The following is a 26,817-nucleotide window of genomic DNA, read 5'->3' on the forward strand; positions in this document are numbered from 1 at the left end:
ATGGGGGTAATAATATTTTTTTAAGAAAATAGTTTACTTTTGTGCTATAATTTTAAAAAAACTACGCAAATGTCCACATTACGATTTTATGCTATTAAGGAAACCCTGAATCGCAAACCCATTAAAATTGAAGAGAATGAGCGCCGTTCGGCCATCTTTGGTTTAAATGTGTTTAATGAAGATACCATGAGGCAATACCTGACAAAAGAAGCTTTTGTTAGTGTAATGGATGCCACAAAAAATGGTTCTAAAATAGATCGGCATGTGGCAGATCACATTTCTACAGGAATGAAGGAATGGGCAATTTCAAAAGGTGCTACGCATTATACACACTGGTTTCAGCCCCTTACAGGTACAACTGCTGAAAAGCATGATGCCTTTTTTGAACCGATTGGCAATGGTCGCGCTATTGAGAAATTTGGTGGCGGACAGCTAGTTCAACAAGAACCAGATGCGTCTAGTTTTCCAAATGGCGGTATTCGAAATACCTTTGAAGCCCGTGGCTACACCGCTTGGGATCCAACTTCTCCAGCTTTTATTTATGGAACCACCTTATGTATTCCAACTGTTTTCGTTTCTTATACAGGTGAAGCTTTAGATTATAAAACACCCTTATTACGTGCTTTGCAGGCTGTGGATACTGCAGCTGTAGATGTGTGTAAATATTTTGATAAAAACATTAAAAAAGTCAACGCATCTCTAGGTTGGGAGCAAGAGTACTTTTTAATTGATAGTGCTTTAGCGGCTTCCCGTCCTGATATTGTATTAACGGGCAGAACCATGCTTGGGCATGCACCAGCTAAAGGTCAGCAATTAGATGATCATTATTTTGGAACCATTCCGTCACGAGCTATGCAGTTTATGCGCGATTTGGAAACCGAATGTATGTTATTGGGTATTCCTGTAAAAACCCGTCACAATGAAGTTGCGCCAAACCAGTTTGAGTTAGCGCCAGTTTTTGATGAAGCCAATTTAGCGGTAGATCATAACTCGTTATTAATGGACTTGATGCATAAAGTTGGGGAGCGCCATCATTTAAAAGTGCTTTTTCATGAAAAGCCTTTTAAAGGTGTAAACGGTTCTGGAAAGCATAATAACTGGAGTTTAAGTACGGATACAGGTGTTAACCTTTTCAGTCCAGGAAAAACGCCCATGAGTAATTTACAGTTCTTAACCTTCTTTATAAATGCGATTAAAGCAGTTAATGATCACGAAGAAATTGTTCGTGCTGCTATTGCTTCAGCTAGTAATGATCATCGTTTAGGTGCTAATGAAGCGCCTCCAGCAATTGTTTCCGTATTTATTGGGGAACAGTTAACCAATGTTCTTAATGAGCTACAAAATGTTACTAACGGTAAATTATCACCAGAAGAAAAAACCGATTTAAAACTGAATGTTGTTGGTAAAATTCCTGAAATATTATTAGACAATACCGATAGAAACAGAACTTCATCTTTCGCTTTTACAGGAAATAAATTTGAATTTAGAGCGGTTGGTTCTAAAGCAAATTGTGCGAATCCCATGACGGTTTTAAATACCATAATGGCCAGGCAGTTAATTGACTTCAAAATCGAAGTTGATGCTTTAATTAAGGATAAAAACCTTAAAAAAGATGAAGCTATTTTTAATGTGTTGCGTGAATATATTAAATTATCACAAAATGTATTATTTGAAGGTAACGGATATGGTGAAGAATGGGAAATTGAAGCTGAAAAACGAGGTTTAAGCAATCATAAAACAACTCCAGAAGCTTTAAAGGCGAAGATTTCAGATAAAGCTATTAAACTTTTTGATGATTTAGGGGTTATGAATCGTGTGGAGTCTGAAGCGCGTTACGAAATTGAAATGGAAGATTATATCATGCGTATTCAAATTGAGAGCCGCGTGTTAGGTGATATTGCTAGAAATCATATTGTTCCTGTTGCTGTTCGCTACCAGAATATCTTGATTAAAAACGTGAAAGGTTTAAAAGATATTTATGGTGATGATTTTAAGAAATTTGGTCAAGAGCAACTTAATTTAATTGAAGAAATTTCAGAGCATATTGCATCTATAAATTCCAATGTAACACTCATGATAGATGAGCGAAGAACGGCTAACAAAATTGAAGAAATAGATAAGAAAGCAGAAGCCTATTGTTTCAGGGTAAAACCATTTTTTGATGACATCAGATACCATTGTGATAAACTTGAATTATTGGTGGATGACGAGATTTGGCCACTAACAAAATACAGAGAATTATTGTTCACTAAATAAGTGTAATACGAGCCTAATGTCCTGAAAAGCCTTTACTTATGTAGGGGTTTTTCATTTATGGCAGCTCTATTTATGTAGTTTATCTGGTATAAATTGTATGTTAACGAAAATATGATTCTTCATGCATCACTCTGTAAATAAATCGTATTTTTGACATGCTATTAATCATTACAAATTATATTATGAAAAGGCTTATTATAAGTGTTCTTATGCTTATGGCTGCTACCCTGATTTTTTCGCAGGCTAATGACAAATTGGAAGACAATGCGTCTAAACAAGAAATTGTTAAAAAAGCGGAGATTTCAACAACAATAGGGTAGGTATTATCAGCCCAGTTGTTAAAATGACCATATTTAAATTTTAAAGCATTGTTAAATCTTTAAAATTTGAATATGGTTTTTTTTATTTTCAGGTTGTACAGATGGTTATAGTTTTTGTTTCTGTTAATGAATTTATTCTTAACGTTTTAAAAACTTAAATATGAAATGTTTCACATTAAAGTATCAAAAGAGTATATTCAAAAAGCAGGCTTGTTTCCTATTACTTGTTGTAGCTTTTTTTAATGGATTAGTTTCTTGGTCTCAAATTAATTCAACTAACCCAACTTTTAACGCCTTACCTCAAACGGACTTCTATGACTATCGCGGTACGAATGCCGTATCCACCATGCTAGGTACAGCTTTAATAAACGGAGATTATGCCAATCCTGAATTTGGATACTATTATGGTATTGGCTACAAAAAGTCGCTTATTCCGCATATCAATGTTAATCTTACTTTTAATAAATTTAATCTTATAGATAAAGGGGTTTTTAAAGATGGCTTTATCTCTATTGATTTCAATGCTGAAATTTTAGCTTTTCCTCATGAACGGTTTTCGCCTTTCGGTTTTATTGGTGGCGGTGTTCATGCTTCCAATTATTTTGAATCAGCTGTAGGAAAAGCGCAGGCAGGTTTAGGAATTGAATACGTTATTTATGAAAGCTTCATTTTTAGACTTTTTGGAGAGTATAATGAGGTATTTGAGCCTGAATTAACGGACGTTACTGTTCAAACTGAAAATGTGGTGTATTGGCGAATTGCCGGTGGTTTTAATTTCTACTTCGGCGGAAAAAAGAAGAAAGCCAAATTATTGAATGCCACTTCAACAATTATTAAAACTAACCCAATTCCTACTGATAAATAGATAAGTATTCTTATTTTTGTGGCTCAATTCCAGGATATGAGTCAAGAAGTCAGTAAAAGATATGCACAACGTGGCGTTTCAGCCTCAAAAGAGGATGTGCACAACGCTATTAAAAACATAGATAAAGGGCTGTTTCCAAAAGCGTTTTGTAAAATAGTTCCTGATTATCTAACCAACGATTCAGATTATTGCTTAATCATGCATGCTGATGGTGCCGGAACAAAATCGTCTTTAGCTTATATGTATTGGAAAGAAACCGGCGACTTGTCTGTTTGGAAAGGTGTTGCACAAGACGCATTAATCATGAATATTGACGATCTAATTTGCGTTGGAGCCACAGATAATATTATGCTTTCTTCAACAATAGGGCGTAATAAAAATAATATTCCAGGTGAAGTGCTTTCGGCCATTATAAGCGGAACAGAAGAACTTATTGAAGATTTAAAAGGCTTCGGTGTTACCATTTATTCTACAGGTGGTGAAACCGCTGATGTTGGGGATTTAGTGCGAACTATTATTGTCGACTCAACCGTTACAGCGCGAATGAAGCGTACGGATGTAATTGATAATGCAAATATTAAAGCAGGTGATGCTATTGTAGGTCTAGAATCTTTTGGCCAAGCTACTTATGAGAAGAGTTACAATGGTGGTATGGGAAGTAACGGATTAACTTCCGCCAGACACGATGTATTTCATAAATATTTAGCAGAAAAATATCCGGAAAGCTTTGATGCGGCAGTGCCTAGCGATTTGGTTTACTCGGGTGCAATGAAATTAACGGATTCAGTTCCAAATTCGCCACTTGATGCTGGTAAATTAGTCTTGTCTCCAACACGAACCTATGCGCCAATCATTAAAAAAATTCTTGAAAATTATAGTAGTGACACTATTCACGGAATGATTCATTGCAGTGGTGGTGCTCAAACTAAAATTCTGCATTTTATAGACAAGCTTCATATTATTAAAGACAATCTATTTCCTGTTCCACCGTTATTTAAGTTAATTCACGAGCAATCTAAAACAGATTGGAAGGAAATGTATCAAGTCTTTAATTGCGGTCATAGAATGGAGCTATATGTTGATCCTGAAGTGGCGGAAGCAATTATTGCTATTTCAAAATCTTATAAAGTTGACGCTAAAATAGTTGGTCGCGTGGAAGATGCTTCAGAAAAAAAACTTACAATAAAAAGTGAATTTGGTGAGTTTACTTATCAATAAATCATAAATCCTTCAAAAGATTATTTTAATGTTTAGATTTTTAGTTATCACAGTCATTTTACTTTCCCAATTGGTAAATGCACAACCGGATTCTTTATATTTTAAGCCAGCAGCTAATCCTAATTTGCCTGTTTGGACCAATAAGAATACGGCGGGTTTAGATATTAACGAAGTGGCATTTGTTAACTGGAACTCGGGTGGTAGTAATTCTATTTCCGGATTAATTGGCGTGAATAGTTCCTTGCGTTACGAATACCTTAATTTTATTTGGGATAGTAATTTGTTAGCGCGTTATGGATTAAATAAACAGGAGGATCAAGAGTTTCGAAAAACAGACGATTTATTGGAAATGAGTTCCAGTGTAGGCTTTCGGAAGAATAAACGAACTAATTGGTATTATTCCGCTCGATTTAGTTTTAAAACCCAATTTGCTAACGGTTATAACTATCCAAATACCTCTAATGAAATTTCTAAATTTATGGCTCCTGGATATTTATTTCTAGGTGGTGGTGTAGAGTATGGTAAGAATATCGATAAATTTTCCACGTATTTTTCGCCATTGACCCTTAAAACAACGTTTGTTTTTGATGAAGCCTTATCCGATTCTGGTGCTTTTGGTGTGGAACCTGCTCAATATAATGTGAATGGGGATGTAATTCGTTCTGGTGAACGTGTGCGCGAAGAATTAGGCATATTATTAACGAGTGCTTTTGAAATGGAGCTTTTTGAAAATATCGGCATCCGAAACTTAATGAGTTTCTATACAGATTACATTAACGATTTTGGAAATGTAGATGTCGATTGGGAAGTTGTTTTAGATTTTAAAGTGAATAATTTCGTTCGCGCCACATTAGGATCTCATTTACGCTATGACAATGATATTAAAATTCAAGAGGAAGTTGTTAATGTAGATACAGGTAAAACAGAGTATAATGACCTGGGTGCGCGTATTCAATGGAAACAATTACTGGGTGTTGGTGTTGTTTACGAATTTTAATTAAAAATAATTATTTGTTAACTTTCTTATGTTGATAAATTAATAATGACCTATAAATCAAATGTTTACGTTATTTTATTGTAAACTTTATGATTTTAGTCATACATTAAGTTTAAAATTTTCCCGTTATTTACACTTCGTAATAAGCTATTAAATTTTAAACTATAATTCCCATGCCTACAAAAACCAAATCCGTTGCATTTCAAAAAACATATACGCAAGAGGAAGCTTTTGAAGCTTCTTTAAAATACTTTAAAGGTGATGAGCTTGCAGCACGCGTTTGGATCAATAAATATGCTTTAAAAGATTCTCAAGGTCATATTTATGAATTAACACCAAATGATATGCATACGCGTATCGCTAAAGAAATTGCACGCGTTGAAGCGCGTTATCCTAATCCGATGTCGGAACAGGAAATTTTCGATTTAATAAAAGACTTTAAATATATTGTGCCGCAAGGTAGCCCCATGGCTGGAATTGGAAATCCTTTTCAAACGGCTTCACTTTCCAACTGTTTTGTTATTGGTAATGATGGCGATTCGGATTCCTATGGTGGCATTATGAAAATTGACCAAGAGCAAGTTCAATTAATGAAACGTCGTGGTGGTGTAGGTCACGATTTATCTCATATTCGCCCAAAAGGTTCACCCGTAAAAAACTCGGCTCTAACATCAACAGGTATTGTGCCGTTTATGGAGCGTTATTCCAATTCCACGCGTGAAGTGGCGCAAGATGGTCGTCGTGGTGCTTTAATGTTGTCAGTTTCTATAAATCATCTAGATTCTGAAGATTTTATTGATGCCAAATTAGAACAAGGCAAAGTAACGGGTGCCAACGTATCGGTTCGTATGGATGACGAATTCATGAAAGCAGTTAAAAATAACTCCGAATACACCCAAAAATATCCCATTTTTGGTGATAACCCTAAATTTTCAAAAACGATTGATGCCAATGGTATTTGGAAGAAAATTGTTCATAATGCTTGGAAATCAGCGGAACCTGGAATTTTATTTTGGGATACCATTATTAATGAATCCGTTCCAGATTGCTATGCCGATTTAGGTTATAAAACAGTCTCTACGAATCCATGTGGCGAAATTCCATTATGTCCCTATGACTCTTGTCGTTTATTGGCCATAAACCTATTGTCTTATGTAGATGAGCCGTTTACAAAACACGCGTCTTTTAACTTCGAATTATTCAAAAAACACGTCGTAGCTGCACAACGCATCATGGATGATATTATCGATTTAGAACTAGAAAAAATCGATGCTATTTTAGAGAAAATTGAAGCTGATCCAGAACAGGCTGATATTAAAGCAACAGAACGTAATTTATGGATTAACATTCAGAAAAAAGCGCAAGAAGGAAGACGTACCGGAATTGGCATCACGGCAGAAGGTGATATGTTAGCGGCTTTAGGTATTCAATATGGAAGCGAAGCAGGAAATGATTTTTCTGTTGAAGTACATAAAACGCTAGGAATCGAAGCCTACCGTGCTTCAGTTTTAGCAGCCAAAGAACGTGGAGCTTTTGCTATTTTCGATTCAGAACGAGAAAAAAATAATCCGTTTATTCAGCGCTTAAAGGCAGCTGATGAAAAATTATATTTTGATATGCTCGAGTATGGTCGTCGTAATATTGCTTTATTAACTATTGCGCCAACAGGAACAACGAGTTTAATGACGCAAACATCTTCAGGAATTGAGCCTGTTTTTATGCCAGTTTACAAACGTAGACGCAAGGTAAACCCGAATGATAAACATGTTCGTGTGGATTTCGTAGATGAGGTTGGAGATTCTTGGGAAGAATATGTGGTTTTTCACCACCGTTTTAAGCAATGGATGGAAGTAAATGGCATTGATTCATCTCAAAATTTTTCACAAGATGAATTGAATGACCTAATTAAACAATCACCTTACTATAAAGCAACTTCCAATGATGTGGACTGGTTGAGTAAAGTTACCATGCAGGGCGCGGTTCAAAAATGGGTGGATCATTCTATTAGTGTCACCATCAATTTACCAAATGACGTAAGTGAGGAATTGGTAGGAGAATTATACATGAAAGCTTGGGAAGTAGGTTGTAAAGGTGTTACCGTTTATAGAGATGGTTCACGCTCGGGCGTATTAATTTCAAACGACGAGAAAAAAGATGATAATCAACCGGAAACCTTAACGAATTTTCCTGTAAAACGCCCCGAAGTTTTAGAAGCGGATGTGGTGCGTTTTCAGAATAAAAAAGAAAAATGGATTGCTTTTATTGGCTTGATTGATGGAAAACCTTACGAGATTTTCACCGGTTTAGCAGATGATGAAGATGGCATTTTAATTCCGCGTTGGGCAGAAAATGGTGTTATTATGAAAAGCAGAAACGAAGATGGTACTTCGCGTTATGATTTTCAATATGAAAACAAGCGTGGTTATAAAACAACTATTGAAGGCTTATCTCATAAATTCAATCCAGAATTTTGGAACTACGCGAAATTAATTTCAAGTACGTTGCGTCATGGAATGCCGATTGATAATATTGTAGAACTCATTAACAGTTTACAATTAGATAGCGAATCCATCAATACTTGGAAAAATGGTGTTGGACGCGCTTTAAAACGCTACGTGGCAGATGGTACTACGGCAAAAGGACATACCTGTTCTGCCTGTAAGTCAGAAAATTTAATATACCAAGAAGGTTGTTTGACGTGTAAGGACTGCGGTTCTTCAAAATGTGGATAATCTTTAGTAATTAGAAGAAAATTTAAGAAGCTGTTTCAAATGAAATAGCTTCTTTTTTTTATAGGGTATTTTCACTAATATATTTATAATCTTCCAGTATTTTTAAATCTGTAATCAATTTAGAATGGCCATCTTTTATTAAATATAAATTATCGCTAGTTTCAATAATATCACGAAATAAATGATCGGTAATGATGATAATTTTATGTTTTTTTTCTTCAGCAATCAATTTTTTAATGGTTTCAATATATAAAGGCGCCACATGAGAAAACGGTTCGTCTAACAGCACAATTTTCGTAGGGCTTTTCAAAACTAAATAGGTTTCTATAACGCGACGTTCGCCACCCGAAAGTTGCCGGAATTTAAAATTTTTATAAATGACAAAGGATTTAAAATGCGTGGTGAATTCGTCCCAATTCACTTGAAATAATGTAAAAGCCGTTTTTAGTTTTGAACTATTAGGAGCAATTGGAAGTTGAGGTAGAAATTTAACTAAATTGGTTTGATACAGTGGTTTTAAAATCGGCTTACTATCCAATCGAACCAATTTGTATTTGGGTGTAAGCGTGCCAAAAATAATATTTATAATACAGCTCTTTCCGCAACCGTTGCTGCCAAGAATTCCAGTGACTTTACCAGTTTCAGCTTTTAGATAAATGCCATTTAGAATGCGTTTTTCTTTAAAATACAACTCGACATTATCTAATTCTAAAATCATATATAAACACCAATTAATTTATAAAAAATCGTGTTTATAAATATATCAATTATATATACCACTCCAAAAAGCTTTAAGGATGATATACCTAGATTCTTATAAAAAATGAGTTTTCGTTTAGCTGTCGTTTCAGATAAAAAATACCATAAAAACGTTAATAAAAAAAGCTTCGCAATAGCTATAATGATCAGTTTCGTTTCAAAAACCATTAAAAATATGGTCACACAAAAAGACCAAAAAACATAAGGTTTGTAGAATAGTAATATGGCTCCAAAGCGTTGTATCATAATTTCAAAACGAAAAATTAGTATAAATATTTTTAAAGACCGGCATATAAAATATAACAATTCATAAATTATCGTATTTTTGTGGAACAATTTAAGGAACTACATGTTAGATAAATTACAGATTATAAAGCAACGTTTTGATGAAGTGAGTGATTTAATCATTCAACCAGATATTATTACAGATCAGAAACGATATGTCGCTTTAAACAAAGAATATAAAGATTTACGCGTGTTTATGGACAAGCGAGAAGAATATTTAGAGCTTACAAATAACCTAAAAGAGGCGGAAGAAATTATGGCTGATGGCAGCGATCCTGAAATGGTGGATATGGCCAAAATGCAATATGATGATGCTAAAGAAGGTATTCCAAAATTGGAAGATGAGATTAAATTTCTTTTAATTCCGAAAGATCCTACAGACGCTAAAAATGCCGTCGTGGAATTACGTGCAGGTACAGGTGGTGATGAGGCCAGTATTTTCGCTGGTGATTTATTTAGAATGTACTCCAAATACTGTGAAAGTAAAGGTTGGAAAGTGGATACTGTAGATTACAGTGAAGGTACCAACGGTGGATTTAAAGAAATTCAGTTTGAAGTTTCAGGTGATAATGTATATGGAACTTTAAAGTTTGAAGCTGGCGTGCACCGTGTACAACGTGTGCCGCAAACCGAAACCCAAGGTCGTGTGCATACCAGTGCAGCTACCGTGATGGTGTTTCCAGAAGCTGAAGAATTTGATGTGGAAATTAATCCAAAAGACGTGCGTGTTGATTTCTTCTGTTCATCAGGTCCTGGTGGTCAGTCGGTAAATACAACTTATTCAGCTGTGCGTTTAACGCATATTCCAACAGGTTTAGTGGCGCAATGTCAGGATCAGAAATCGCAACATAAAAACAAAGAGAAAGCTTTTAAAGTATTGCGTTCTCGTTTGTATGATATGGAGTTGGCCAAGAAAATGGAAGAAGATGCCGCTTTACGTGGAACAATGGTAACCTCTGGTGATAGAAGTGCCAAGATTAGAACTTACAATTATTCACAAGGTCGCGTAACCGATCATAGAATTGGACTCACGCTTTACGATTTAGGTAATATTGTAAATGGAGATATTCAAAGAATTATAGACGAACTAATGCTAGCTGAAAACACGAGAAAGTTAAAAGCGAGTGACGAACATATTTAATTTTAAGCCTCCTTTTTGGAGGTTTTTTTTATAACATGACAACACAACAACTCACCGAACAAATCAAAAAAAAACAATCCTTTTTATGTATTGGATTGGATGTGGATTTAAACAAAATTCCTCAGCATTTATTGCAAGAAGAAGATCCAATTTTCGCCTTCAATAAAGCTATTATTGATGCTACGCATCATTTATGTGTTTCCTATAAACCCAATACCGCTTTTTATGAAGCTTATGGTATAAAAGGTTGGCAAGCGCTTGAGAAAACTATTCAGTACTTAAACGAAAAGCATCCGGATATTTTTACAATTGCTGATGCGAAACGAGGTGATATTGGAAATACAAGCAGTATGTATGCCAAAGCTTTTTTTGAAGATTTAGCTTTTGATAGCGTTACAGTGGCGCCTTATATGGGAAAAGATTCTGTAGAACCGTTTTTAGCTTTTAAAAATAAACACACCATTTTATTGGCTTTAACGTCTAATCAAGGTGCTTTCGATTTTCAAACGCAACTCGTGGATGGCCAAGAATTGTATAAACAGGTTTTAGAAACATCAAAAACCTGGGAGAATTCTGAAAACCTCATGTATGTTGTTGGTGCTACCAAAGCTGAATATTTAGCTGATATTAGAAAAATTGTACCTAAAAGTTTTTTGCTAGTTCCTGGTGTAGGAGCTCAAGGTGGAAATTTGCAGGAGGTATGTAAATATGGAATGACTAAAAATGTGGGACTACTTATAAATTCCTCAAGAGGGATTATTTACGCTTCTAACCAAGAAGATTTTGCGCAAGCGGCAGCTCTCAAGGCTGAAGAGATGCAAAAGGAAATGGCAATTATTTTAAATCATGCACTATAAAGATCAACTTAAAAGAACTATAACATTGAAACATACGCCCAAACGTATTATCTGTTTGGTACCGAGTATTACCGAACTAATTTGCGATTTAGGTTTGGAATCATCACTTGTTGGAATAACTAAATTTTGTGTGCATCCCAAACATATACTTACCATAGTTGAAGTGGTTGGCGGAACAAAACAAGTTCATTATGATAAAATAAGGGAGTTAAAACCAGACATTATTCTTTGCAATAAAGAGGAAAATACCCAAGAAATGATTAACGAACTGGAAACCATTTCAACGGTTCATATTAGTGATGTTGATACCGTTTCAGATTGTCTGGAATTGATTGAAATGTTTGGGGAAATTTTTAATTGTTCAGAAAAAGCAAACGATCTTGTCGTAAAAATCAGAAAGGCATCAACAGATTTTGAAGCGTATATAAGTACAAAAGAAACTCAAGTTGTGGCTTATTTTATTTGGAAAGATCCTTGGATGGTAGCCGCTAACAATACGTTTGTAAATTATATGTTATCTCTAAATAATTTTAAAAATGCTTTTGAAAATGAATCGCGTTACCCAGAAATTTCATTAGACAAAATATACGCTGACGTTAATTTGGTTTTGCTTTCTAGCGAACCGTATCCGTTTAAAAATGAGCATAAAATGCTTATTCAATCCCAATTTCCTAGTGCTGAATTTATATTGGTAGATGGTGAAATGTTTTCGTGGTATGGTAGCAGATTGGTTTTAGCCTTTGACTACTTTAAAACGTTACATTACACTGCTTTGAATTCATAATAAGTTGCTTTATTTTTTGCGCTTCTTCGTATAGAGCAGCACTTAATTGCGTGTCTATTTTACCAACATTTTTAGCTTCTCCCATAAGGTTTTGACACTTCTTTTCTAATTCATCAAACCCTAAAAAGTGTTTTAAGTCGACCTTGACTTTTCCTATTCTACAAAATTGTGCACTCATAACTATTTATTTTAGACAGATATACGAGTGCTAAATATGTTTTGGATGTTGTGAAAAGGTTAAAAATAGTGTTAAATTAAGAAGGAATCGTAGTCTTCGAAGTTTCTCTATTTAAGTACTTTAAGCGATTTAGTTTGTTTAAAAGCTTAATGGCTTTATATTCTGAAATATCGCTTTGTGCAGAATCTGTTTGTCTCAAGTTGTAAGCTTGCTCAATCAGTTCTTTGTAACGCAACTGTAATTTAATTTGGTGCTGCTTTAGTTTTGAAAGATTTTCCATTTTTTGCCATATTGATAAATTAAATATATTTAAAATATTGTAATAGAGCAAATTAAAAATTATAATTTTTGTTAAAAAAAATGCAATTTATTATAAAATTGCATTTTCTAAATCGAATTATATAAGAACTATTGTTCTAGAGACTAAATATTTAGAAATCATTTTTTTTTTAAATGATGTCTAATTTAATCTTGTAATGCAAAAACCTTTCTTAAAATATCAGTTGTTCTCGATGTATATTTTGTACGAATATCTTTTTCCTGAACAGCTATCATTTTATAAACACCTTTTAATGCCTGATCCGTAACATAATCTGTTAAATCAGGATTAACACTTGATGTAAAAGGAATACTATTATAACGGTTAATTAAGTTAGACCAAATTTGATCAGCACCTACTTTTTTAAAGGAATTGTTAATGATTGGTTGAAATTCTGAATATAAGGCAGTTTGTGTTTTTCCAGCTAAATAAAGTGTAGCAGCATCATCACTTCCTAATAAAATAGTTTTAGCGTCATTAAAAGTTATGCCTTTAACCGCATTTACAAATATAGGTGTAGCCGTTCCAACCGCATCTTCCGCAGCACGATTCAATACCTTTAAACCTTCGTCTGCTAAACTTCCTAAACCAATATCGCGTAAAGCTTTATCAACCTTTTGTAATTCGGCAGGCAGTAAAATTTTCACTAATTCATTTTTATAGAAACCATCTTGTTTCATAAGTGTGCTTACTTGCAAGTCAATACCTTGATCTAATGCTTGGCGTAAACCCGCAGCTATATCCGCATTGGTAACTCCTGGCATATTATCTGGTAAATTATTGACTACTTGTTGCAATTCTGCACAGGCAGTTACATTTAAAATGAGAACAAAGGCAATTAAACGTTTTATCATGATTTTTGTATTAAGCGTGTTTCGGCAAAGATAAATATTAACCATTAATATCATTTCAAAAGCTATTTTAATTTGCGCATTATATAAATGTAGCATCTTGTAAAGTGAAATTTTAAAAATGGATTTAATTTTTATAATAGAAATTCGCTAGTTAAGCGTGCATCTCCTATAGCTTCCTTTAATTAATACAGTAATATTCCTTAAATTTGCAAAGCAAAAAAAATACCATATTCCGAATGAAAACAATTGTACCCTATAAACCAAAGTATAAAGTACGTATAGTAACTGCCGCATCACTTTTTGACGGTCATGACGCAGCCATAAATATTATGCGCCGTATCATTCAATCTACAGGTGTGGAAGTTATTCATCTTGGTCACGATAGGAGCGTGGAAGAAGTTGTAAATACAGCTATTCAAGAAGATGCCAATGCCATTTGTTTAACATCTTATCAAGGTGGACATATGGAATACTTTAAATATATGTTTGATTTGCTGACTGAAAAAGGCGCGAATCATATTAAAATCTTCGGTGGTGGAGGTGGTGTGATTTTACCATCAGAAATCAAAGAATTAATGGATTATGGTATTGCCCGTATTTACTCACCAGATGATGGTCGTGAAATGGGTTTACAAGGCATGATTAATGATTTAGTAGAAAAATCTGATTATGCTATTGGCGATATATTAGAGAATGAAATTGATTTATTAGCCAAGAAAAATTCGAAAGCTATTGCGCGGGTCATTTCATCTGCAGAAAACTTTCCCGAAGTGGCCAAGGATACATTAGATAAAATTCATGAGAAAAATAAAAATTCTAAAACACCTGTTTTAGGAATTACGGGAACTGGTGGTGCAGGAAAATCCTCATTGGTAGATGAATTAGTTCGTCGTTTCTTAATAGATTTTCCAGAGAAAACAGTGGCATTGGTTTCTGTAGATCCGTCCAAACGAAAAACAGGCGGCGCGCTTTTAGGAGATAGAATCCGAATGAACGCCATTAATTCGCCAAGAGTTTATATGCGTAGTTTGGCAACACGCCAATCTAATTTAGCTTTATCTAAATATGTGCATGAAGCTGTTCAAGTTTTAAAAGCAGCAGAATATGATTTAATTATTTTAGAAACTTCAGGAATCGGACAATCGGATACCGAAATTATCGAACATTCTGATGTGTCTTTATATGTAATGACACCGGAATTTGGTGCGGCCACCCAATTGGAAAAAATTGACATGCTTGATTTTGCCGATTTGGTAGCTATTAATAAATTTGATAAACGCGGATCGCTTGATGCCTTGCGTGATGTAAAAAAACAATACGTTCGTAACCATTTATTATGGGATGCAAACCCTGAAGATTTACCGGTTTACGGAACCATCGCGTCACAATTTAACGATCCAGGAATGAATACGCTTTATAAAGCGATTATGGATACCTTGATTGAAAAAGCGAATTCTAGTTTAAAATCGACGTTCCATATTTCAGATGAAATGAGCGAAAAGATTTTTGTTATTCCACCTTCTAGAACGCGTTATTTATCTGAAATCGCTGAAAGTAATCGCGCTTATGATAAAACAGCCGAGGAACAAGTTGAAGTGGCTCAAAAATTATACGGCATTTACAAAACCATTGGTTCGGTTGCAAACGTGACCTTGAGTGAGGTTGAAAAGTCTTTCATTGGTAAATTGAGTTTAGAAGAAGAAACGATTTATGAGCAAGCTCAAAATGATACCGATAAAAGCTTTTTAAAATTGCTTATTGCTGAATTCGACCGCGTAAAAATGGATTTAGATCCCTATAATTGGGAAGTTATCACGGGTTGGGAAGAGAAAGTAAATAAATATAAAAATCCAATTTATTCCTTTAAAGTTCGCGATAAAGAGATTAAAATTGAAACACATACCGAGTCCTTATCACATTCTCAAATACCAAAAGTAGCCTTACCAAAATACCAGGCTTGGGGTGATATTTTAAGATGGTGTTTACAGGAAAATGTACCGGGAGAATTTCCTTATACGGCTGGTTTATATCCATTCAAACGCACCGGTGAAGATCCAGCGCGTATGTTTGCCGGTGAAGGTGGACCAGAACGAACTAATAGACGTTTTCATTACGTAAGTGCAGGTTTACCAGCCAAACGTTTATCAACGGCTTTTGATAGTGTAACACTTTACGGAAACGATCCGGATTTGAGACCTGATATTTATGGGAAAATTGGAAATGCTGGCGTTTCTATTTGTTGTTTAGATGATGCCAAGAAATTATATTCTGGTTTTGATTTAGCCAACGTAATGACATCCGTAAGTATGACCATTAATGGGCCAGCTCCTATGTTGTTAGGCTTTTTTATGAATGCCGCCATTGATCAGCAATGTGAAATGTACATTCAAGAAAACGGTTTAGAAAAAGAAGTAGAGGCTAAAATTGCTAAAATTTACAAAGGTAAAGTGCGCCCGGAATATCATGGTGAATTACCAGAAAGTAATAATGGTTTAGGTTTAATGCTTTTAGGCGTTACTGGCGATCAAGTTTTACCAGCCGATGTCTATGCCGACATTAAGAAGAATACCATTGCACAAGTTCGTGGAACGGTTCAAGCGGATATTTTAAAAGAAGACCAAGCACAAAACACCTGTATTTTCTCAACAGAATTCGCTTTGCGACTAATGGGCGATGTTCAGGAATATTTTATTGAAAATAATGTCCGAAATTTTTATTCGGTATCTATTTCAGGTTATCATATTGCCGAAGCAGGCGCCAACCCAATTACCCAATTGGCATTAACGCTTTCTAACGGATTTACGTATGTGGAGTATTATTTAAGTCGTGGCATGGACATTAATAAATTTGGTCCAAACCTGTCGTTTTTCTTCTCCAATGGTATCGATCCAGAATATGCGGTTATTGGTCGTGTGGCACGAAAAATATGGTCCAAAGCCATGAAAAATAAATATGGTGCCAATTCTAGAGCACAAATGTTGAAATATCATATTCAAACATCTGGACGTAGTTTACACGCTCAAGAAATTGATTTTAATGATATCAGAACCACGCTTCAAGCCTTATACGCTATTTATGATAACTGTAATTCCTTGCACACAAATGCCTATGATGAAGCCATAACCACACCAACAGAGGAATCTGTTCGTCGTGCTATGGCCATTCAGTTAATTATTAATAAGGAGTTAGGTTTAGCTAAAAATGAAAATCCTATTCAAGGCTCTTTTATTATTGAAGAATTAACCGATTTAGTGGAAGAAGCTGTCTTGTTAGAATTTGATAGAATTACAGAACGAGGCGGTGTTTTAGGTGCTATGGAAACCATGTACCAACGTTCTAAAATTCAAGAAGAGAGTTTGTATTATGAAACGTTGAAACATAATGGTGAATTTCCAATAATAGGAGTGAATACGTTTTTAAGTTCGCAAGGTTCGCCAACGGTTCAACCTGCGGAAGTTATTCGTGCTACAGAAGCCGAAAAGCAAAATCAAATCACGACCTTAAAAAATCTGCATGATAGCAAAGACACGACAGAATTATTGAAAGATCTTCAAGTTAGAGCCATTCATAATGAGAATATTTTTGAAGCTTTAATGGATGTTTGTAAGGTTTGTAGTTTAGGTGAAATTACCGCATCCTTATTTGAGGTTGGTGGTCAGTATAGACGGAATATGTAAGCTATATTATACAACGTGTTTTGTAAAAAGTGTGTTTATTATAATTATAAAAAAAGAGGACAATCATTGTTGTCCTCTTTTTAGTGGGTAAAACTAGCTTTTAATGTTTATATCTTTATCAGCATGTATCTATTATTGACTCTTTCTGATATTTTATTTCTATTTGTTTTTTTAAAACCGCGCTTTACTTTATAAGCTGTAATTCCTCACGTTTACTTTCGTCTGTTCGTTTTTTTTGATTCCAATACGGTTCGTTTATACTTTTTTTCAATTTGGCTTCCGTTATTAAACCATCGCCATTATTTTCGGTCCACGATAGTATTTTGTACGGAAATTGTTTTTCTACATGTATACTATATGTTCTATCATTATTGAGGTATTCAACGGTATAGTTAGTTGTAGAATCTGTATCTGTTTTGCTAATTTCTGCTTTGGTAGCTTCTAGATTTTTATTAGCAAAACGACTGTATATAATTGAAAAAATCATGTTGGTTTCTCCTAAAGGCAGTTGTCCTTTATTGATGCGAATCCGAGTCATAAGTTCGTCTTCTAAAAGCGCTATTGGGAGTTTACCTTCAGTATCGCCATCTGTTTCAAAGTAAGAGAATTCTTGAAAATGATAATCGGTTTCTTTAAGATTTAGTTGTGTGAACGTATGTCCGCACCATTCCTGAATGCTGGTGTTTAGCTTTAACGTATTCGGGTGTTCTTTCGCATTTATGGGTGTAAATACAGAAGTAGCAATAGAATAATCGTAGATGCCTGTATTGAATTTTCTAAAGCTATTTAGTTTCATAACTGATACATTATCTTCACCAGCATCCTCGGGATTGTCTAGTTTTACCTGTTTGCTTAATGAGAATGGTTCTGTTACAAATACAAGTACAACTTCACCGTCACGAATTTCGCCATAACGGGATTGTTTAAGTGTATAGCTATTTAATTCGGCTTTACCTGAATACCAATAGGCTTTAAATTCATCGTCCACGGCAGCTTCATTCCATTTGATTTCTTCAGAAGCTGTTTTGTTAGCGGCGTTATTTTCTTCTTTACAAGCAAATAAAGAAAAGATTGCCAGTAAGCAGCATGATTTTAATAGGTGTATCATTTCTTATGCGTTTTAATGTGCAGTTAGTTAGGTTTTTTTTTGCCGATTTATTGCTTTGTTTCAGGATGGATTACGTATCCGAATAGCAAGCTATATGTCTTAAATTTACAACTAAAATAACACTCTGAAACCACTAATCAAGAAGAATAGTATGTTAATTAATAAGCTAATTTTAAAGATGAGAGAAGCTTCGTTTAAAATAAAAATTATTTTTTGCATCTTTTTACAATTATTACCGTCTATTATATGAATTTTAAACCCAATATATTATGAAAAATAAAGAATGTACGTGCGACTGTTCAAGTTGTAAGGCTGGTAATTGTGCGGGGTGTACTTGCGAAAATTGTAGCTGTAGTAATTGCAACTGTTAAGTTGTATTAAAATAGTATGAAAGCAGAACCGAATTCGTATTTTTATACTAAAGCAGTTCTGCTTTTTAATTGGAAAAGTATGACAACACGAGATATTTGGAATATCTATTCAGACGATATTAAACACTTTATTTTAAGCAAAGTAAAAGAACCAGCTGTTGCCGATGATTTACTACAAGAAACGTTTATAAAAGTGCATACCAAAAAGGATACCCTTAAAAATGATGATAAACAAAAACCTTGGCTATTTACCGTAGCGCGGTACACGGTTATGGATTATTTTAGAGTGCAAAATATAAAAATTACGCTGCCTGAAAGTGAGATTGAAGAGGACGCGTTACATGAGGAGCATACCGAGCATGATTGTTTACATGGTATCATTAAAAGTCTACCTAAAAAATATAGAGACCCCTTATTTTTAGCTGATATAAAGGGTTTGAAACAGGCGGAAGTGGCCAATCAGCTAAATTTACCACTTTCCACAATAAAGTCTCAAATACAACGTGGCAGGAAATTGATAACTCAAGGTTTTATGGATTGCTGCGATTTAACTTTAAACGACTCTGGCTACTTGGTAGGAGAAATAAAAGATAAACAGGACTGTAAAGTTTGTCAGTAGAGTAGGCTGTGGATGCTAATTTTCTTAAATTAAAAACCCATCAAAATCCCAATTCCACAATTTAATCGTAAGTTTGCGAGAACTTATTTTCGAATTAAACATCAAGCTTATTTATGTCCTTTAAAAAATTCCATCCTTCACTTTTAGAAGCGTTAACAGCTCAAAATATGTTAGCACCATTACCATTTCAAAAAGAAATTTTACCGAAATTAAAAGGGGGAATGGATGTGTACGGAATTGCTCCTGAAGGTTCTGGAAAAACAACGGCATTAATTTTAGCAACCATTCATAAATTAAAAGCGGAAGCTTTTGAAGATTCTCCCAGAGCATTGATTATGGTTAAGGACAAGCAATCTAGCCTAGATTTAAAGGAGCAGTTTGAGGTTTTTACAAGTCATACAGATTTACGTGTTTATGCTGCCTATGATGAATATGATATGGAAAAGCAAAAGGAAGAAATTTATTATGGTGTGGACATTATTATTGCCACGCCAAAGCGCTTAAATAAACTATATTTCTTAAACGGTATCCATTTAGGTCAACTGCAATTATTCGCTATGGAAGATGCTGAAATCCTTATGCGTGGTAATTATCAGAATGATATTTTACGTGTTACCGAAAGTTTAAAGAAATGCCAATACGTGATTTTGTCTGAAAAAATGTCTCCAAAATTACGAAGTCTTCAAGAAAATATGATGGCTAACGCACAAATAGTTAAAGCTTAAAATACGCTTATAAACTTAAAGTCCAAGTATGTTGTAGCTGCTTGAATTTTTTTAATTCAGCGCGTAATAAAGGCAAATAATCTTTACCATTACTATTGCATTTTTCTAACCGTTTTATATTTTTATTTAGCAAATATGTTAATCGTTTTACCGATGCTATATGCTTGTATTTTTTTTCTGAATAGCGAGCCTCTTCTGCCTTCGCAATTTCCGGCGCTAATGAAACAGATTGTTGAACAATATCTCCCGTAAAGTATATAAACGCGTTTTCTGAACCATCAGATTGTAAGCTAGACAAATCCTGACCCAAGTAGGTAGAAATGCATCGCGAAAGCGTGATAATATCCATAGCCTTTTGATATATAGGCGAATGGAATAAACTTGAAGAGATATGGGTAATCATAACACAATAGCAGTTTTATCAAAAATAGCGACAAATTAGCACAAGCCCCTTTTGATATTAAAGTAAAACCGTATATTTGATTTAATTATTAAGTAATTACAGTTAATTTACCTTAAAATGAGTATTGACGCCTTAAACTGGAAAATATTGAAGTGTTTGCAACAGCAGGCACGCATGTCCAATGCCGAAATTGGTCGGCAAGTTGGCATCAGTTCGCCAGCTGTTTCTGAACGGATTAAAAAAATGGAAGATTCGGGTATTATTCAACACTATCATACAACGGTTTCTCCATTTGAAGCTGGTTATCAGTTAAAGGCTTTAATTACCATTCGCGCATTTATGGGAATGTTGAAGCCGTTTTTGGAGAAAGTTAAAACTTATGATGAGGTTATTAATTGTTACCGCATTACAGGAAATGAGAATATAGTTATGGAGGTTGTTTTAAAAAACCAGAAACATTTGGAGCTGTTTATTGATCAGCTGATTGTTTATGGCGAAACTAAAACACAAATTATTTTATCTCATGTTGTAAAGCATAATTCGGTTAAGCCTTTGAAATAAAAGTTTTTTTTGATTTCAATTAGTAGCTTCGTCCTTCTTCATATAACGTATTAGAAGCCATAAAAATGCCATGCAAATTACAGCTAACAGTGACATAATATACCAGGTGTTTTCAAATCCTAAAGCATCGGCCATGTGCATGCCAGCATTATGTCCGAAAATATGCGCTATAGAAAAGGCTATACTATAAAGCGCCATATATTCGCCTTGATTTCCTTTTTTAGCGCGTTCCATAGCAAAAGCGTTAGAGAACGGAAAGGTTATCATTTCTCCAACGGTCATAAAGAGCATACCAATTACTAAAATGCCCATCCAAGGTGTGATATTTAAAACCAAAAAGCTTATTCCTACTAATATGGCGCCAATTATCATAAGAGCTGGTTTGCTATATCGGGTGCTTTCTAACCATTTTATTAAGGGCATTTCTAAAAGAAAAATAAACGCACCATTTAATCCCAATAAAATTCCAATATCAAGTTCAGATAAATGGTGAATCTCTTTATAGTAAATAGGCATCGTAGAAAAGTATTGTAGAAATACGATTCCAAACATAGTCATAGCCGCCAGAAATATGAAGTATGATTTATCTTTATAGGCTGACTCTGGGTTCGTATTCACAATATCATCTTGTGTTTTAGCCTTTTTAGGATGCAATACATTCATCAATAATATGGTGGCGAGTATACAGGAAATACCATCAATCCAAAATAATCCTGCATAGCTCATGGTTACAATAATGATACCTCCAATAGCTGGACCAGCAGAAAAACCAAGATTTATGGCTAATCGAATCAGTGTAACCGAACGTGTTTTGTTTTCTGCCTTACTGTAAGCGCTTAAAGCTACAAACATAGCAGGACGAAACATATCAGCAACTAACATCACTAAAAATATACCAAATGAAATACTCGCAAATGTGTGTAAAAACTGCAGGCCAATAAATAAAATTCCGGTACCTAATAAACTCCGGACCATGACTTTATAATAGCCAATTTTATCAGTTAATTTTCCGCCAAGCCAAGAACCGCAAACAGAACCTAAACCAAAAGCCGACATAACCCAACCTACTTGACCTAAACTTAAGTTTAAATCGGTTGTTAGATATAAGGACAAAAATGGAATAACCATAGTGCCAGCACGATTGATTAAGGTAATCAATGCTAGCCACCATATTTCAGGCGACAAGCCGCGAAAGGTGTTAATATAGCCGAAATATAATTTTTTCATTCCAATGGGTGGGTGTTTTATAAAACCAAAAAATCCGACGCAATGGTCGGACTTCAATGTATTCGCTTTTTTAAAAATTAGTAATCACGCACACAATAGGTCCAACTCATACGAGATGAGTAGCGAGGTTTTCTATATAATGTGACTCTAATGTTCATGTTTTTATAATAATTGCTCACCAAATCTAAACAAAATATGAATAAGTTGTACTTTTGAAATTAATTTAAATTTTACCCATGAAAACGTTACTTGGTTTCCTACTGTTTTTTTCTATTGTTGGTTGTGCTCAAAAAAAAGAACCACTTTTAGGCGAAACAGATTGGCAGCGTGAGCAAAATGCCGATTTTAAAGATGCGAGCAAATCGCCATTAAAAGCAAAAGACAGAAAGGTTTTTAAAACATTAGACTTTTTCCCTGTCGATTCTTCATTTATAGTTTCAGCTACTTTAAAAAGAACCCCAGATTCGGAATGGTTTTTAATGCAAACGACTACAGATCGCGTTTCAAATGAACGAATTTATGGTGTAATTACTTTTGAATTGAAAGGAAAAAATTATGCATTGGCTATTTATCAAGGACAAGAGTTGATGAAACAAGAAGGTTTTGAAGACTATTTGTTTCTGCCATTTATTGATAATACCAACGGTGAAACTACTTATGGCGGCGGCCGTTATTTGGATTTACGTATTCCTGAAAATGATGTGATAATTGTTGATTTCAACAAATCTTACAATCCTTATTGTGCCTACGATGAAAAATATTCCTGCCCCATTGTGCCACGCGATAATTATGTGGATGTGGAAGTGAAAGCAGGCGTAAAAGCATTTGCTAAAAACGATTAGTCCATTTTACTTCACTAAAAACATTCCCAAGAAAACAGCCAAAAATCCAAGAGCAAAACTAGCAATGGTATAAATAGCGAAACTCATAAAATCACCTGATTTTAAAAACACATGATTTTCATAAGCGAACGCTGAAAAGGTTGTAAATCCACCACAAAATCCGGTAGCAATAAGTGCGATGTGGTTTTCAGAAAGTGAATTATGTTTGGCGGCTAATCCCAGAATAACACCAATAAGAAGACTACCTAAAATATTAGTCAAGAAGGTGCCATAGGGAATACCGCTATTTGGATTGTTTAAAAATTTTCCTATTATAAAACGGAGCGCACTTCCAAAGCCACCGCCAATAAAAACCAATAGGATTTGCTTCATTTGTAGATTAGTTAATGGCTATGAAAATTTCAGTAATCCAATTTGCAGGGTTTGGTTGTAGGCTAGGTTCTGTTAAATAAACCTCCAGCATCGGTCCCATTTCTGTGGCTTCCATATTGTATTGACTAATATAATTATTGGTCGCATCCCAAGCTTCTTTTAAATTAGAATAGTTTCCCTTTAAAGTCGTTTTTATAGCCTTAAAAGGCTCCAATTGGCCTGCTAAAATATCGCTTTGTGTGGTTGCTATTTGGGTAGTTGTTGGAATACAAATTGAAAACATTACTGCATTATTAGCTTCGTCCCAGTTGTGATATAAAATGAATGGTGCACCAGCCATAGCTATATTGTTTTTCAAAGCATAGCTTTTTACTTTAGGCATTAATTTTTGAATGGTTGTTTGAATATCTGAAATTTTGCTAGAAGTAGAACTGTAAATATAAAAACCACCGCCATGTTGGGCAATTCCATCCACTTTTACAGAATAAACTTCCATAGAAGCCAAAACTTCACTCGTTAGTTTTTCAAGGCCTCGCTCAAAATCAGGACCGATCATTTTATCGTGTCCGCCATTTAAAAGTGCATATCCTTTTTCATAAAAACTTAAATTTTCTGAAGACATCGTCCAAGAAACTTCTGTTTCGTTTGTATCATTTTGAATAAATTCCCATTGCATTTTAGCCACTTCAAACTTATTATATTGAAATTCTTGTTCTATAGTTTGGTAAGGAACCCTATTAATTGTTTTAATCAAACCCATACTTTCACCGTTGGTCCAACTGTAGGTTCCGTTTAAATTTGAGGTAGAATCCACTAACTCAATTTTTGTTTCCGAATCTTTATCAATCCAAGGCGACCACGATTCCCAGTTCTTGAAATCAATAACGCGATTGTAAACAACCTGTGCAGGCGCTGCAACTGTTCGCGTTCTGGTCACGTTAAAATCATTAGGTTGCACCGCAATATAAATAGATGCACCAATGATTAATATGAGTAAAAAAAACAGAATATATTTAAATGTTTTCATGTTGGATTGGGTTAGAAATCAAAGATAAACAATTTTATGCGTTAATAATTAATGTTACATTTGTGAAATACTAATAAACACAAAACAAATGAAACTAAAACTTATAATGGGTTTGGCTATTATGGCGCCTTTTTTATATTCATGTAACAATGATAAATCTGAACCCAAAGCCGATCCGGCAGAAACTGAAACCAAAGTTGTAGCAGATTTTGATCATAATGTGGAGCAATTTGCAGACATTAAGATCTTACGTTACCAAATTCCAGGTTGGGATAACTTAACCCTGAAAGAACAAAAACTGGTTTATTATTTAGGTCAAGCTGGTTTAGCAGGGCGAGATATTTCATGGGATCAGAATTACAGACATAATTTAACCATCAGAAAAGCTTTAGAAAATGTGTATTCTAATTATTCAGGTGATAAAACAACTGCTGATTGGACTTCTTTTGAAACCTATCTAAAACGTATCTGGTTCAGTAATGGCGTTCACCATCACTATTCTAATGATAAAATGAAACCTGAATTTTCTAAAGACTATTTAGTTGGATTATTATCTGAAACCAATACAAAATTAGAAGGTGACGCTTTAGAGGTTTTATTTAACGATAAAGATTCTAAAAAAGTAAACCAAGATAAAAATGTGGATAATGTGTTATTATCTGCGGTTAACTTTTATGGTCCAGATGTAACTATGGCAGAAGTTGAAGCATTTTATAAATCTAAAAAATCGCCAGACGCTAAAAAGCCTTTATCTTTTGGATTGAATTCTAAATTGGTAAAAGAAAATGGGAAAGTAGTCGCAAAAACTTATAAATCAGGTGGCTTATATGGTGCAGCTATAGATAATATTATTCCTTGGTTAGAAAAAGCGCAAGGTGTTGCTGAAAATAAAGCGCAAGGTGATGCTATTGCCTTATTAATTCAATATTACAAAACAGGTGATTTACAAACTTGGGATGATTATAACGTAGCTTGGACAGCTGCCACAGAAGGAAATATTGATTATATAAACAGTTTTATTGAAGTATACAATGATCCATTAGGTTACACGGGAAGTTATGAAGCTATCGTGCAAATTAAGGATTTTGATATGTCGGAAAAAATGGCTGTTTTATCTGAAAACGCGCAATGGTTTGAGGATAATTCACCGCTAATGGAAGACCATAAAAAGAAAAATGTGGTTGGTGTTTCTTATAAAGTAGTAAATGTGGCGGCTGAAGCTGGTGATGCGTCTCCAAGCACGCCAATTGGTGTAAACTTACCAAATGCAAACTGGATTCGTGCTGAAGTTGGTTCAAAATCGGTTTCATTAGGAAACATTATCAATGCTTACAATAATGCAGGAAGTACTGGTCGTTTGAAAGAATTTGCTCATGATGAAGAGGAAATTAAATTAGAAGAAAAATACGGGCAAGTAGCTGATAAATTACACACAGCTTTACATGAAGTTGTTGGCCATGCTTCGGGACAATTAAATCCAGGTGTTGGTGAAACGAAAGAAACGCTTAAAAATTACGCATCTACTTTAGAAGAAGGTCGCGCAGATTTAGTAGGGCTTTATTATTTATACAATCCTAAATTACAAGAATTAGGGTTAGTAGATGATTGGAAATCTTTAGGAATGGCAGCTTATGATGGTTATATCAGAAATGGTTTAATGACGCAGCTTATTCGTTTAAATATTGGCGACAACGTTGAAGAAGCGCATATGCGTAACAGACAATGGGTAAGTGCTTGGGTTTTTGAAAAAGGAAAAGATGCCAAAGTTATTGAAAAAGTAAGTCGTGATGGTAAAACATATTTCAATATTACGGATTATGATAAATTACACGATTTATTTGGTCAATTATTACGTGAAACGCAACGTATCAAATCTGAAGGCGATTTTGCAGCAGTGCAAGCTTTAGTTGAAGATTATGGTGTTAAAGTAGATCAAGACATTCACGCTGAAGTTTTAGAACGAAATGCGCAGTTTAAATCAGCAGCTTACAGCGGTTTTGTAAATCCTGTATTGGTTCCAGAAATGGATGATAATGGTGAAATCACAAAAATTAATGTGGTTCAGCCAGAATCGTTTCCAAAGCAAATGTTAGAGTATAGCGCTAATTTTAATTTCCTTCCGGAAGTTAATTAATGCGAAATATTAAGCATAGAAAAAGCCTCAACAGTAATATGTTGAGGCTTTTTTATTAGTGAAAATTTACATTTAGAAAAGTATCACTTACTATCTTATTGGAAAAGCCATTTTATAGAAACTATAAAAAGAACAAAACAGATAAAAGCTATTAAAACCCAAATGTTTCCCTTATAATGCTTTCTG

At 34.5% G+C, this 26,817-nt stretch carries 24 protein-coding genes; 15 read left to right on the forward strand and 9 right to left on the reverse strand.

All coding sequences use genetic code 11. The features are described from left to right. Positions 1 to 69 precede the first annotated feature (69 nt). From ES674_RS07110 to ES674_RS07130, 6 genes are all read left to right on the forward strand, one after another. Entirely contained in the window at positions 70 to 2,256 is a 2,187-nt protein-coding gene (locus ES674_RS07110) for a glutamine synthetase III family protein (RefSeq protein WP_148403254.1), read from the forward strand. Positions 2,257 to 2,438: 182 nt separating this feature from the next. Continuing rightward, positions 2,439 to 2,576, forward strand: coding sequence for a hypothetical protein (locus ES674_RS15380; RefSeq protein ID WP_170233975.1), 138 nt, complete (start codon positions 2,439 to 2,441; stop codon positions 2,574 to 2,576). Positions 2,577 to 2,736: 160 nt separating this feature from the next. Next, positions 2,737 to 3,441, forward strand: a complete 705-nt coding sequence (locus tag ES674_RS07115) for a Curli production assembly/transport component CsgG (RefSeq protein ID WP_148403255.1) — start codon at positions 2,737 to 2,739, stop codon at positions 3,439 to 3,441. 36 nt (positions 3,442 to 3,477) lie between these two features. Continuing rightward, positions 3,478 to 4,659 (forward strand): AIR synthase related protein, encoded by a 1,182-nt coding sequence (locus ES674_RS07120; protein WP_148403256.1) that lies wholly within the window; start codon positions 3,478 to 3,480, stop codon positions 4,657 to 4,659. A 28-nt stretch (positions 4,660 to 4,687) separates the two neighbouring features. Further along, the gene (locus tag ES674_RS07125) at positions 4,688 to 5,656 is read left to right on the forward strand and encodes a DUF3078 domain-containing protein (RefSeq protein ID WP_148403257.1); all 969 of its coding nucleotides are present in this window, start codon (positions 4,688 to 4,690) and stop codon (positions 5,654 to 5,656) included. 173 nt (positions 5,657 to 5,829) lie between these two features. Continuing rightward, positions 5,830 to 8,388: an adenosylcobalamin-dependent ribonucleoside-diphosphate reductase gene (locus tag ES674_RS07130; RefSeq protein ID WP_148403258.1), complete on the forward strand. Its 2,559-nt coding sequence runs from the start codon at positions 5,830 to 5,832 to the stop codon at positions 8,386 to 8,388. Positions 8,389 to 8,446: 58 nt separating this feature from the next. On the opposite strand, the gene ES674_RS07135 is transcribed toward ES674_RS07130, so the two are convergent. Further along, entirely contained in the window at positions 8,447 to 9,106 is a 660-nt protein-coding gene (locus ES674_RS07135) for an ATP-binding cassette domain-containing protein (protein ID WP_148403259.1), read from the reverse strand. A 390-nt stretch (positions 9,107 to 9,496) separates the two neighbouring features. Here ES674_RS07135 and prfA point away from each other — a divergent pair, with 390 nt between their 5' ends. Genes prfA through ES674_RS07155 form a run of 3 tightly spaced genes read left to right on the forward strand, consistent with a single transcriptional unit; the run spans position 9,497 to position 12,214 of the window. Next, positions 9,497 to 10,573 carry a peptide chain release factor 1 gene (prfA, locus tag ES674_RS07145; protein WP_148403260.1) on the forward strand — a complete coding sequence of 359 codons (1,077 nt, stop codon included), beginning with the start codon at positions 9,497 to 9,499 and terminating at the stop codon, positions 10,571 to 10,573. Positions 10,574 to 10,608: 35 nt separating this feature from the next. Beyond that, on the forward strand, positions 10,609 to 11,430 hold the full coding sequence (pyrF, locus tag ES674_RS07150) for an orotidine-5'-phosphate decarboxylase (RefSeq protein ID WP_148403261.1): 822 nt from the start codon (positions 10,609 to 10,611) through the stop codon (positions 11,428 to 11,430). Continuing rightward, the gene (locus ES674_RS07155; protein WP_148403262.1) at positions 11,420 to 12,214 is read left to right on the forward strand and encodes an ABC transporter substrate-binding protein; all 795 of its coding nucleotides are present in this window, start codon (positions 11,420 to 11,422) and stop codon (positions 12,212 to 12,214) included. Before pyrF ends, ES674_RS07155 begins: the two co-directional genes overlap by 11 nt. On the opposite strand, the gene ES674_RS07160 is transcribed toward ES674_RS07155, so the two are convergent. The 3 genes from ES674_RS07160 to ES674_RS07170 all read right to left on the reverse strand — a co-directional run bounded on the left by ES674_RS07160 (position 12,180) and on the right by ES674_RS07170 (position 13,565). Next, on the reverse strand, positions 12,180 to 12,392 hold the full coding sequence (locus ES674_RS07160) for a hypothetical protein (protein ID WP_148403263.1): 213 nt from the start codon (positions 12,390 to 12,392) through the stop codon (positions 12,180 to 12,182). The genes ES674_RS07155 and ES674_RS07160 overlap by 35 nt on opposite strands. A gap of 76 nt (positions 12,393 to 12,468) precedes the next feature. Beyond that, positions 12,469 to 12,672 carry a Lacal_2735 family protein gene (locus ES674_RS07165; protein WP_148403264.1) on the reverse strand — a complete coding sequence of 68 codons (204 nt, stop codon included), beginning with the start codon at positions 12,670 to 12,672 and terminating at the stop codon, positions 12,469 to 12,471. Between the two features lie 185 nt (positions 12,673 to 12,857). Then, positions 12,858 to 13,565 (reverse strand): DUF4197 domain-containing protein, encoded by a 708-nt coding sequence (locus ES674_RS07170; RefSeq protein WP_148403265.1) that lies wholly within the window; start codon positions 13,563 to 13,565, stop codon positions 12,858 to 12,860. Positions 13,566 to 13,801: 236 nt separating this feature from the next. Between ES674_RS07170 and ES674_RS07175 the strand changes: the two genes are divergently transcribed. Then, a complete protein-coding gene (locus ES674_RS07175) occupies positions 13,802 to 17,242 on the forward strand; it encodes a methylmalonyl-CoA mutase family protein (RefSeq protein WP_148403266.1) in 3,441 nt (1,146 codons plus the stop codon). 184 nt (positions 17,243 to 17,426) lie between these two features. On the opposite strand, the gene ES674_RS07180 is transcribed toward ES674_RS07175, so the two are convergent. Next, the gene (locus tag ES674_RS07180) at positions 17,427 to 18,350 is read right to left on the reverse strand and encodes a hypothetical protein (protein WP_148403267.1); all 924 of its coding nucleotides are present in this window, start codon (positions 18,348 to 18,350) and stop codon (positions 17,427 to 17,429) included. 450 nt (positions 18,351 to 18,800) lie between these two features. On the opposite strand from ES674_RS07180, the gene ES674_RS07185 reads away from it, so the two are divergent. Both ES674_RS07185 and ES674_RS07190 read left to right on the forward strand, forming a co-directional pair. Further along, positions 18,801 to 19,340, forward strand: a complete 540-nt coding sequence (locus tag ES674_RS07185; protein WP_148403660.1) for a sigma-70 family RNA polymerase sigma factor — start codon at positions 18,801 to 18,803, stop codon at positions 19,338 to 19,340. 113 nt (positions 19,341 to 19,453) lie between these two features. Then, positions 19,454 to 20,065: a DEAD/DEAH box helicase gene (locus ES674_RS07190; protein WP_148403268.1), complete on the forward strand. Its 612-nt coding sequence runs from the start codon at positions 19,454 to 19,456 to the stop codon at positions 20,063 to 20,065. 7 nt (positions 20,066 to 20,072) lie between these two features. Here ES674_RS07190 and ES674_RS07195 read toward each other — a convergent pair whose 3' ends face one another. Beyond that, a complete protein-coding gene (locus ES674_RS07195) occupies positions 20,073 to 20,468 on the reverse strand; it encodes a hypothetical protein (protein WP_246125985.1) in 396 nt (131 codons plus the stop codon). Positions 20,469 to 20,585: 117 nt separating this feature from the next. Here ES674_RS07195 and ES674_RS07200 point away from each other — a divergent pair, with 117 nt between their 5' ends. Further along, positions 20,586 to 21,029: an Lrp/AsnC family transcriptional regulator gene (locus ES674_RS07200; protein WP_148403269.1), complete on the forward strand. Its 444-nt coding sequence runs from the start codon at positions 20,586 to 20,588 to the stop codon at positions 21,027 to 21,029. 15 nt (positions 21,030 to 21,044) lie between these two features. On the opposite strand, the gene ES674_RS07205 is transcribed toward ES674_RS07200, so the two are convergent. Further along, complete coding sequence (locus tag ES674_RS07205; protein WP_148403270.1) at positions 21,045 to 22,256, reverse strand: MDR family MFS transporter; 1,212 nt, start codon at positions 22,254 to 22,256, stop codon at positions 21,045 to 21,047. 236 nt (positions 22,257 to 22,492) lie between these two features. Between ES674_RS07205 and ES674_RS07210 the strand changes: the two genes are divergently transcribed. Further along, positions 22,493 to 23,098 carry a DUF1684 domain-containing protein gene (locus ES674_RS07210; protein ID WP_148403271.1) on the forward strand — a complete coding sequence of 202 codons (606 nt, stop codon included), beginning with the start codon at positions 22,493 to 22,495 and terminating at the stop codon, positions 23,096 to 23,098. A gap of 6 nt (positions 23,099 to 23,104) precedes the next feature. Here the strand turns inward: ES674_RS07210 and crcB are convergent, their stop codons facing one another. After that, positions 23,105 to 23,470 carry a fluoride efflux transporter CrcB gene (gene crcB, locus ES674_RS07215; protein ID WP_148403272.1) on the reverse strand — a complete coding sequence of 122 codons (366 nt, stop codon included), beginning with the start codon at positions 23,468 to 23,470 and terminating at the stop codon, positions 23,105 to 23,107. 7 nt (positions 23,471 to 23,477) lie between these two features. Continuing rightward, positions 23,478 to 24,497, reverse strand: a complete 1,020-nt coding sequence (locus ES674_RS07220) for an SRPBCC family protein (RefSeq protein ID WP_148403273.1) — start codon at positions 24,495 to 24,497, stop codon at positions 23,478 to 23,480. Between the two features lie 88 nt (positions 24,498 to 24,585). Between ES674_RS07220 and ES674_RS07225 the strand changes: the two genes are divergently transcribed. Then, the gene (locus ES674_RS07225) at positions 24,586 to 26,631 is read left to right on the forward strand and encodes a dipeptidyl-peptidase 3 family protein (protein ID WP_211359271.1); all 2,046 of its coding nucleotides are present in this window, start codon (positions 24,586 to 24,588) and stop codon (positions 26,629 to 26,631) included. Positions 26,632 to 26,817 lie beyond the last annotated feature (186 nt).

Source organism: Bizionia myxarmorum (assembly GCF_008086205.1).
GTDB classification, from domain to species: Bacteria; Bacteroidota; Bacteroidia; order Flavobacteriales; family Flavobacteriaceae; genus Algorimicrobium; species Algorimicrobium myxarmorum.